Annotated in this window: 9 protein-coding genes; 1 reads left to right on the top strand and 8 read right to left on the bottom strand. The window is 72.1% G+C overall.

Annotation, left to right across the window (positions count from 1 at the left end):
• Positions 1-644, bottom strand: a 644-nt coding sequence (locus Q0L15_RS00365; RefSeq protein WP_296601420.1) for an isochorismatase family protein, incomplete at its 3' end; no start/stop codon positions are given.
• Positions 629-1,885: a CoA transferase gene (locus Q0L15_RS00360; protein WP_296601419.1), complete on the bottom strand. Its 1,257-nt coding sequence runs from the start codon at positions 1,883-1,885 to the stop codon at positions 629-631. The genes Q0L15_RS00360 and Q0L15_RS00365, both read right to left, overlap by 16 nt.
• A gap of 127 nt (positions 1,886-2,012) precedes the next feature.
• Here Q0L15_RS00360 and Q0L15_RS00355 point away from each other — a divergent pair, with 127 nt between their 5' ends.
• Positions 2,013-2,921, top strand: coding sequence for a hydroxymethylglutaryl-CoA lyase (locus tag Q0L15_RS00355; RefSeq protein WP_366939516.1), 909 nt, complete (start codon positions 2,013-2,015; stop codon positions 2,919-2,921).
• Between the two features lie 29 nt (positions 2,922-2,950).
• Here Q0L15_RS00355 and Q0L15_RS00350 read toward each other — a convergent pair whose 3' ends face one another.
• The 6 genes from Q0L15_RS00350 to Q0L15_RS00325 all read right to left on the bottom strand — a co-directional run.
• Complete coding sequence (locus Q0L15_RS00350; protein WP_296601416.1) at positions 2,951-3,607, bottom strand: GntR family transcriptional regulator; 657 nt, start codon at positions 3,605-3,607, stop codon at positions 2,951-2,953.
• A gap of 46 nt (positions 3,608-3,653) precedes the next feature.
• Entirely contained in the window at positions 3,654-4,322 is a 669-nt protein-coding gene (locus tag Q0L15_RS00345; RefSeq protein WP_296601414.1) for an enoyl-CoA hydratase/isomerase family protein, read from the bottom strand.
• The gene (locus Q0L15_RS00340; protein ID WP_296601413.1) at positions 4,322-5,500 is read right to left on the bottom strand and encodes an acyl-CoA dehydrogenase family protein; all 1,179 of its coding nucleotides are present in this window, start codon (positions 5,498-5,500) and stop codon (positions 4,322-4,324) included. The genes Q0L15_RS00345 and Q0L15_RS00340 overlap by 1 nt, the downstream gene beginning before the upstream one ends.
• Positions 5,491-6,093, bottom strand: a complete 603-nt coding sequence (locus Q0L15_RS00335; protein ID WP_296601412.1) for an isochorismatase family cysteine hydrolase — start codon at positions 6,091-6,093, stop codon at positions 5,491-5,493. The genes Q0L15_RS00340 and Q0L15_RS00335 overlap by 10 nt, the downstream gene beginning before the upstream one ends.
• A 16-nt stretch (positions 6,094-6,109) precedes the next feature.
• The gene (locus Q0L15_RS00330; protein ID WP_296601410.1) at positions 6,110-6,931 is read right to left on the bottom strand and encodes an aspartate/glutamate racemase family protein; all 822 of its coding nucleotides are present in this window, start codon (positions 6,929-6,931) and stop codon (positions 6,110-6,112) included.
• Positions 6,928-7,227 (bottom strand): hypothetical protein (locus tag Q0L15_RS00325; RefSeq protein WP_296601408.1); only part of this gene is annotated, 300 nt, incomplete at its 5' end. The genes Q0L15_RS00330 and Q0L15_RS00325, both read right to left, overlap by 4 nt.

Genomic DNA, 7,227 nt, shown 5'->3' with positions numbered 1-7,227 from the left:
GCGAGCGGCTCGACGTCGGCGTACTTGGCCTGGAGGTCGTAGAGGGCCTGACGGTGCGCCCCGGCGTGCCGGTCGCCGACCGCCTCGGTCACGACGATCGGTCGGTAGCCGTGCTGCAGAGCGTCGACGGCGGTCGCGCGGAGGCACCCACTGGTGCTGACTCCGGCCAGCACCACCGTGTCCACGCCGAGCCGGGTGAGCGCAGCACCCAACGAGGTCCCGAAGAAGGCGCTCGCGAACTGCTTGCGGACGACCAGCTCGTCGGCCTGCGGCGTCAACCGATCGTCGAACTCGGCGAGCTCGGGCCGACGCACGAGCTCGCGCAGCGACGGCACCTTGCGGTGGAAGTACCCGCTGTCCCAGTCGGGCTCCCCGAAGGCAAGGGTGGTCCACACGACCGGCACGCGGTGCTCTCGAGCTGCCTCGACCAGTCGGCCACAGGCGTCGCGGACCGGGTCGTACTCCGGCGACCAGAAGGGCTCGCCCTCGACGAGGTAGGCGCGGACCATGTCGACGACGATCAGGCAGGGACGATCGCCGAAGCCGATGCGCCCCCCGAAGCCGGCGGCGGCATCGCCCGGGTCCACCGCCGGTGCGACGCTCGTCTGCTCGCTGCGGTCGCCCGCCGTCATGGAGTCGACCACGCCACGCCGTCGATGACCCCGGCCGCCGCGAGCGACTGGAGCTCGCCGGCGTCGACGCCGAGCTCGGTGAGCACGGTCTCCGTGTCGGCCCCGACCGCCCAGCGCGCGCTGCTGCGGATGCGGCCCGGCGTCCCGGTGAGCCGGGGCACGACCCCGGGGGCGGTCATCTCGCCGTGCACGTCGTCCTGGTGGTTCACGAGCAGCCCGCGCTCCCGGAAGTAGTCGTCGTGGTAGATGTCGGCCGCGGAGTACACCGGAGAGCAGACGACGCCGGCCTCCTCGAGCAGCCGGTCCAGCTCCGCCGCGGTGTAGTGCACGGCCCAGGCACCGATCATCTCGTCGAGCAGGTCCTCGTGCTGACCGCGGGCGTGGTGCGTGACGAACCGGGGGTCGTCGGCGAGGTCACCGCGGTCCATCACCGCGGCCAGCCGCTGCCAGAGCGTGTCGTGGTTGGCGGCGATGACCACCCACTTCTCGTCTCGCGTGCGGTACACGTTCGACGGCGCGATCCGCGGCAGTCGGCTGCCCGTGGGCTCGCGGACCACCCCACACTTCTCGTACTCCACCACGGAGGACTCGAGCATCGCGAAGCAGGCGTCGGCGATGGCCGCATCGACCACCTGTCCCGCGGCGCCCCGGACGTCTCGGGCGTACAGGGCCAGCAGGATGCCTTGGAACGCAGACTGAGCAGCCAAGGTGTCCCCGAGGGAGATGCCCGAGCGCGGCGGCGGCATGCCCGGGTGGCCGTTGATGTAACGCAGCCCCCCGATCGCCTCGCCGGCCGAGGCGAAGCCGGGGCGGTCACGGTAGCGGCCGACCTGGCCGTAGCCGGAGACCCGGGCGTAGATGCAGCGCGGATTGCGCGCGTGGACCTGCTCCGGCCCCAGGCCCCACCGCTCCATGGTGCCCGGGCGGAAGTTCTCGAGGACGACGTCGGCCTCGGCGCACAGCGCGCCCGCCAGCTGCTGCCCGCGCTCGGTCCGCAGGTCGAGCGCCACCGACCGCTTGTTGCGCCCCACGATCGACCACCACAGGGAGTGCTCGTTGTGGCGAAGCCGGCCCCAGTCACGCATGGGGTCACCGGCACCCGGAGCCTCGACCTTGGTCACCTCAGCACCGAAGTCGCCGAGGAGCGTGCCGACGTACGGACCGGCCAGCAGTTGTCCGAACTCGACGACACGCAACCCGGTCATCGGCCCCGCTGGGGTCCCCGGTCCCCCCACCCCGTGGTCGATCTCCATGCCGAGATCCAAGCACACAGGGTGTCGCTCGATCAAGTAGTTGCATACAATTTGAGGAGCGGCGGAGCTTAAGCATGCGGCCGCAGCGGAAAGGAAGTCGCATAATGAATACTTTTCTGGTCGGCCGGTGGTGACGGCCGCAGCGGTGAGGGTCCGTGAGGTCGGGCCTCGAGACGGGTTGCAGAACGAACCGGACGTCCTCGCCCCGACGGTTCGTGCCGAGCTCGTGGACCGGCTCTCCGGCACCGGTGTCGGCCGCGTCGAGGCCGTGAGCTTCGTCCACCCAGAACGGGTCCCGACCATGGCCGGAGCGGAGGAGGTGCTGGCCGCGGTCGAGCGCCGTCCGGACGTCGAGTACTCGGCACTGGTGCTCAACGACCGCGGGATGGACCGCGCCCTGAGCACCCCGCTCGACCTTGTCAACCTCGCCTTCCCGGTCACCGATGAGTTCTGCCGCCGCAACCAGAACACCACCGTCGCCGCAGCAGCGGACTCGGCGACGGCGCTCGTCGCGCGTGGCCACGCAGCAGGTCGGCGGGTGTCGGTCACCCTGGCGGCAGCATTCGGCTGTCCGTTCGAAGGGGTCGTCGACCCCGGGCTCGTCGTCGACCTGGTCGGCGCGATGGGGGCCGCCGGCGCCGACGAGGTGGTGCTCGCCGACACGATCGGCGTCGGCGTCCCCGCCCAGGTGCATCGTCTGCTCCCGGCCGCGAGAGCGGCAGCCCCGTGTACCCCGCTCGGGCTGCACCTGCACAACACCCGCAACACCGGCTACGCCAACGCCTATGCCGCACTCGAGCACGGCATCGAGTCGCTCGACAGCTCGGTGGCCGGCATGGGCGGCTGTCCGTTCGCCCCGCGGGCGACGGGGAACATCGCCACCGAGGACCTCGTCTACCTCCTGGACAAGGAGGGCGTCGAGACAGGGGTGGATCTGGACGCCGTGATCGCGGTGGCCGAGTGGTTGGCTGACATGCTGGCACGCCAGCTCCCGGGTCTGCTGCACCGAGCCGGTCCGTTCCCCGGGCGCGGGTGAGCGCCGGCGACCTGGGTGGTGGCGGGCCGTCAGGACGCCTCGACGGCGGCCTGCCAGCGGGCCACCTCGTAACGCGCGGCCATGATGTGGGCGTGCATCACCGCAGATGCCCACGTGGCGTTGCGCGCCCGGAAGGCGGCGACGAGCTCACGGTGGTGGTTGGCGCTGCGGCGGATCGCCTCGTCGGAGTAGCGGCTGAAGGTCTGCAGGGCGATCGGCATCTGCACCACCGAGCCGACCAGGCCGGGCAGACGGACGCTCCCTGACGCGGCCAGGATGCGGTGGTGGAAGTCGCGGTTGGCCTCGTTGAGGCGCTCGAGCCGGTCTCCGGAACGATCGGTGGCGAGCTCCTCCATCTCGGCGCAGAGCGCCTCGAGCGCGTCGATCTCCGGCTCGTCGATCGCGGGCGCCGCCAGGGCGGCACCGTGGCTCTCCAGCAGGGCTCGGAGCACGAAGATCTCGTCGATGTCCTCAGGGGTCCACGACGCGACGCGGGCGCCCCGGTTGCTCTCGAGCTCGACCAGTCCGTCGGCGCCGAGCCGACGCAGAGCCTCACGGATCGGGGTCCGGCTGATGTTCAACACGGACGCGAGCTCGACCTCCCCCAGGCGCGTGCCCATCTCGAAGTCGCCCTGCAGGATCGCCCGGCGCAGGGTCTCGTAGGCGCGGTCACTGGCGGTCGCCACGACGTGGGAGCCTACATCCCGTGGTGCCCCCGCGGGTCCGGTCGCCTCACAGGCGCGCGACCTCGTCGAGGTAGTCGGCGGCCAGCTCCTCGCGCCGCGGCAGCCGGCGCAGCCAGCGCAGTCCGGCGTCGGGGATCGCGACCAGCTCGGCCAGCAGCGCCTCGACCCGCTCGTCCAGCTCATCGGGCGCCACGAGCTCGGCGAGCACCCCCAGCCGGTGCAACCGCTCGGCGGCGATCGGGGCGCCGGTCGCGAACGCGTGCGCGACCACCGCCGCTGGAAGCAGGTCCGCGAGCAGCGATCGGCCCAGGCGCAGACCGACCCGCAGCTCGGGGAACGCCAGGCTCGCGGCCGGCGTGCCCAGCACGATGTCGGAGCAGGCGACCAGCAACGCCCCTGCCCCCACCGCGGGCCCGTCGAGTGCGGTCAGCACCGGCACGGGGCAGCGAGCGGCGGCAGCCACCCCGCGCGTCGCTCGGCGCAGGTACGCCGAGCGGGCGTGGTCGTCCACCTGCTCCCTCAGCTCACCCAGGTCCTGGCCGGCCGACCACACACGGCCCCGCGCGCGCAGGAGCACCACTCGCGTCGCGCTCGGCACCTCGAAGGCGGTGGCGAGGGCGTCGTACTCGACGAGGGTCAGGGCGTTGACCGGCGGCCGGTGCAGCGTCACGCGGCGGACGCCGCCGGTGTCCTCGACCGCGACGGTGTCCTGCATCAGTACGACTTCGGCAGCCCGAGCTCGTGCTGGGCGATGTGGTTGAGCGACATCTCGCTGCTCACCGGTGCGATCCGGAACAGCCGGACCAGACCGTGCAGGGTCGCCAGGCCGTACTCGGTGGCCATCCCGTTGCCACCGTGGGCCTGCATCGCCGCGTCGAGGGCGCGGGTGGCGGCCTCGGCCGCCGCGAACTTGGCCATGCTGGCCGCACTGCCCGCCTGGGGCAGGCCGGCGTCGTACATCGCTGCGGCGCGGGCGGTGAGCAGGCGGGCCGCCTCGAGCTCGACGTGGGCGCGGGCCAGGGGATGCGCGACGGCCTGGTGGGCACCGATCGGCACCCCCCACACCTCGCGCTCGCGGGCGTACCGCACGCCCTTGTCGAGCGCGTAGCGGGAGATCCCGTTGAGCAGCGCGGCACTGCCGATGCGCTCGGGGTTCAGGCCGCTGAACAGGGCCGCGAGCCCTCCGCCCACCTCGCCGACGACGGCGTCCGCGGGCAACCGCACGTCGTCGAAGGTCAACACGAACTGTCGCTCCGGCGAGACGACCTCGACGGAGATGGCCTCGGCGGTGATGCCCGGGGCGTCACTGTCGACCACGAAGAGCGAGAGCTGCGCCCGACCGCGTGCATCGGGCTCGCCGGTGCGGGCGACGACCAGGATCGCTTGTGAGTTGTCGACGTGGGAGACGTAGTACTTGCCTCCGTCGAGGCGCCAGCCGTCGGCGTCCGGGGTGGCCGTGGTCCGGGTGCGATGGGTGTTGGACCCGGCATCGGGCTCGGTGATGGCGAACGCCATCACCGACTCGCCCGAGGCCAGCTCCGGAAGCCACCGACGCTGCTGGGCCTCGCTGCCGTGCTTGGTCAGGATCGTCGCGCACACGGCCGGGGACAGAGCGAGCAGCATCAGCGGCAGCCCGACCGCGGAGAGCTCCTCGGTCACGACCGCGAGGTCGGACATCCCGGCCCCGCCACCGCCGTGCTCCTCGGGGATGTTGACCCCCAGGAGCCCGGCCGAGCCGAGCTCGGTCCACAGCTGCGTCGGGTTCGCGTCGGCGCGAGCGGTGCGCACGAAGTACTCGTGGCCGTAGCGCGTGCCGATCGCCCGTACCGTCTCTCGCAAGGCCACCTGCTCCGGCGGCTCGACGAGGGGGAGGCTCGCCGGTGTCACGCCCATGCCGACACGACCTCGTCGGTGCTGGTCAGCCAGCCGAAGGCGAATCCCATCGTCCCCAGCGCCACCTCGTGCCGGGTCTGGTCGTACTCCGCGCAGGCGTCGCCCACGACGTGCACGCGGTAGTCGCGCTGTCCCGCGTCGCGCGCGGTCGTCTCCACGCAGATGTTGGTGGTGACGCCGCACAGCACCAGCGACCGGATGTCCTGGCTCGTGAGGACCGGCTCCAGCTGGGTGCCGTAGAACGAGCTGGGACGCGACTTGTCGATCACCACCTCCCCATCGGCGGGGGTGAGCGACGGCACGATCTCGGCGTCCCACGTGCCGTTGATGAGGGCCTGCGCCTCAACCATCTGCGGGACGAGCTCGGTGGGCAGCAGCCCACCGTCGGCGTACCCGGGCTGGTAGACGTAGCGCGTGTAGATGACCGGCACCCCGGCCTTGCGAGCGGCCTCCACGAGGCGCTCGCACCCGGCCAGGGCCGGCACGAGGGCGTCGTGCGGCATCCCGATCCGGGCCATCGAGCCCTGCTCGTCGAGGAACCCGTTCTGCATGTCGATCACCAGCAGCGCGGTGCGATCCTTGGGTACGTCCATGATCCGTCCTTCTCTCTCAGTTGACCGTCGGAGTGATGGCGCAGACACCGCAGTCGTCGATCCACATCGACTCCTGCTGCTGCGCGACCAGATATGCCTCGACCACGTCGCCGGCCAGCCCGCTGTGCCGCACCGCGCCGGTCCGGGACCGCGGCGGCGTCGGGTCCGTGGCGGCCTCCTGGGCGGCGGCGAGCCCGATCGCGGAGGGGTCGAGAACGGGTACGCCGAGCCGGTCTCGCAGTGCCGCGGCCACCGGTGACATGCACGTGCAGCCGAGCAGCACCGCCTCGGAGCGGTCGCGCTCCAGCGCGCTGCGGCACAGCGCGGCGAGCGACTCGACAACCTGGTCCTCGCGCCGACCCATCCGGGCCTTGACGCCGTCGCTGCGGCCGACGCGGTCGAGCTCGTCGTCCTCGGAGAGGTGGTGGAGGCCTCGGCAGGACCGGCCACCGGGGGTCGTGCTGAGCCGCTCGTCGTAGAGGTAGCCCATCGAGGCCGGCCACACCGTCACGATCGAGTACGACGCGTGCTCGGCTGCCGCGTGCTGGATGCTCGCAGCTCCGGCGCCGACCACCGGGCGGGGGGTCAGCGCCCTGATCCGCTCGACCGCGTAGTCGCCGAAGGTGTCGACGTAGACCACGTCGCAGCCGTCGGCCAGCGCCCGCTCGGCGGCCTCGAGGGTCCCGATCTCGGTGAACAGGTGCTCGTACGGGGTCCGGGCGAGCACCCGGAGCCTCAGCTCGTAGAGCCGGGTGATGACCCCGGGTGGGTCCGCTGCGACGGGCGCAGACTTGCCGTCGGAGTTGATCATCGCGATGGTGCGCGTCGTCTGGGTCATTGCTCACCGTCCAGGAAGTCGAGGATCACCTGCGCTGCTGCGTCGGTGTCGTTGTCGAGGAAGCCGTGCGTCCACTCCGGGTGCTCGACGACCCGGCCGGTCCGCAGGTGCGGGGTGACGCGGCGCGTCTGCTCGCTGAGGTCGTCGGCGATGTTGAGCACCAGCACGGGGTTGCGGAGCCGCTCGAGCCCGGCGAGGAGGTCGTACTCGAACGCCGCGCGGTGACCCCACCAGTGCCGCTCGCCCCCGGAGAGGCGCGCGTGGAAGATCCGGGCCGCCTGCGCGACGGAGTTGCC

Origin of the sequence: Nocardioides sp., from assembly GCF_024509035.1 — a bacterium.
Taxonomy (GTDB): Bacteria; Actinomycetota; Actinomycetes; order Propionibacteriales; family Nocardioidaceae; genus Nocardioides.
Note: the sequence above shows the minus strand (reverse complement) of the source record. Positions and strands in the feature narration are given on the sequence as shown.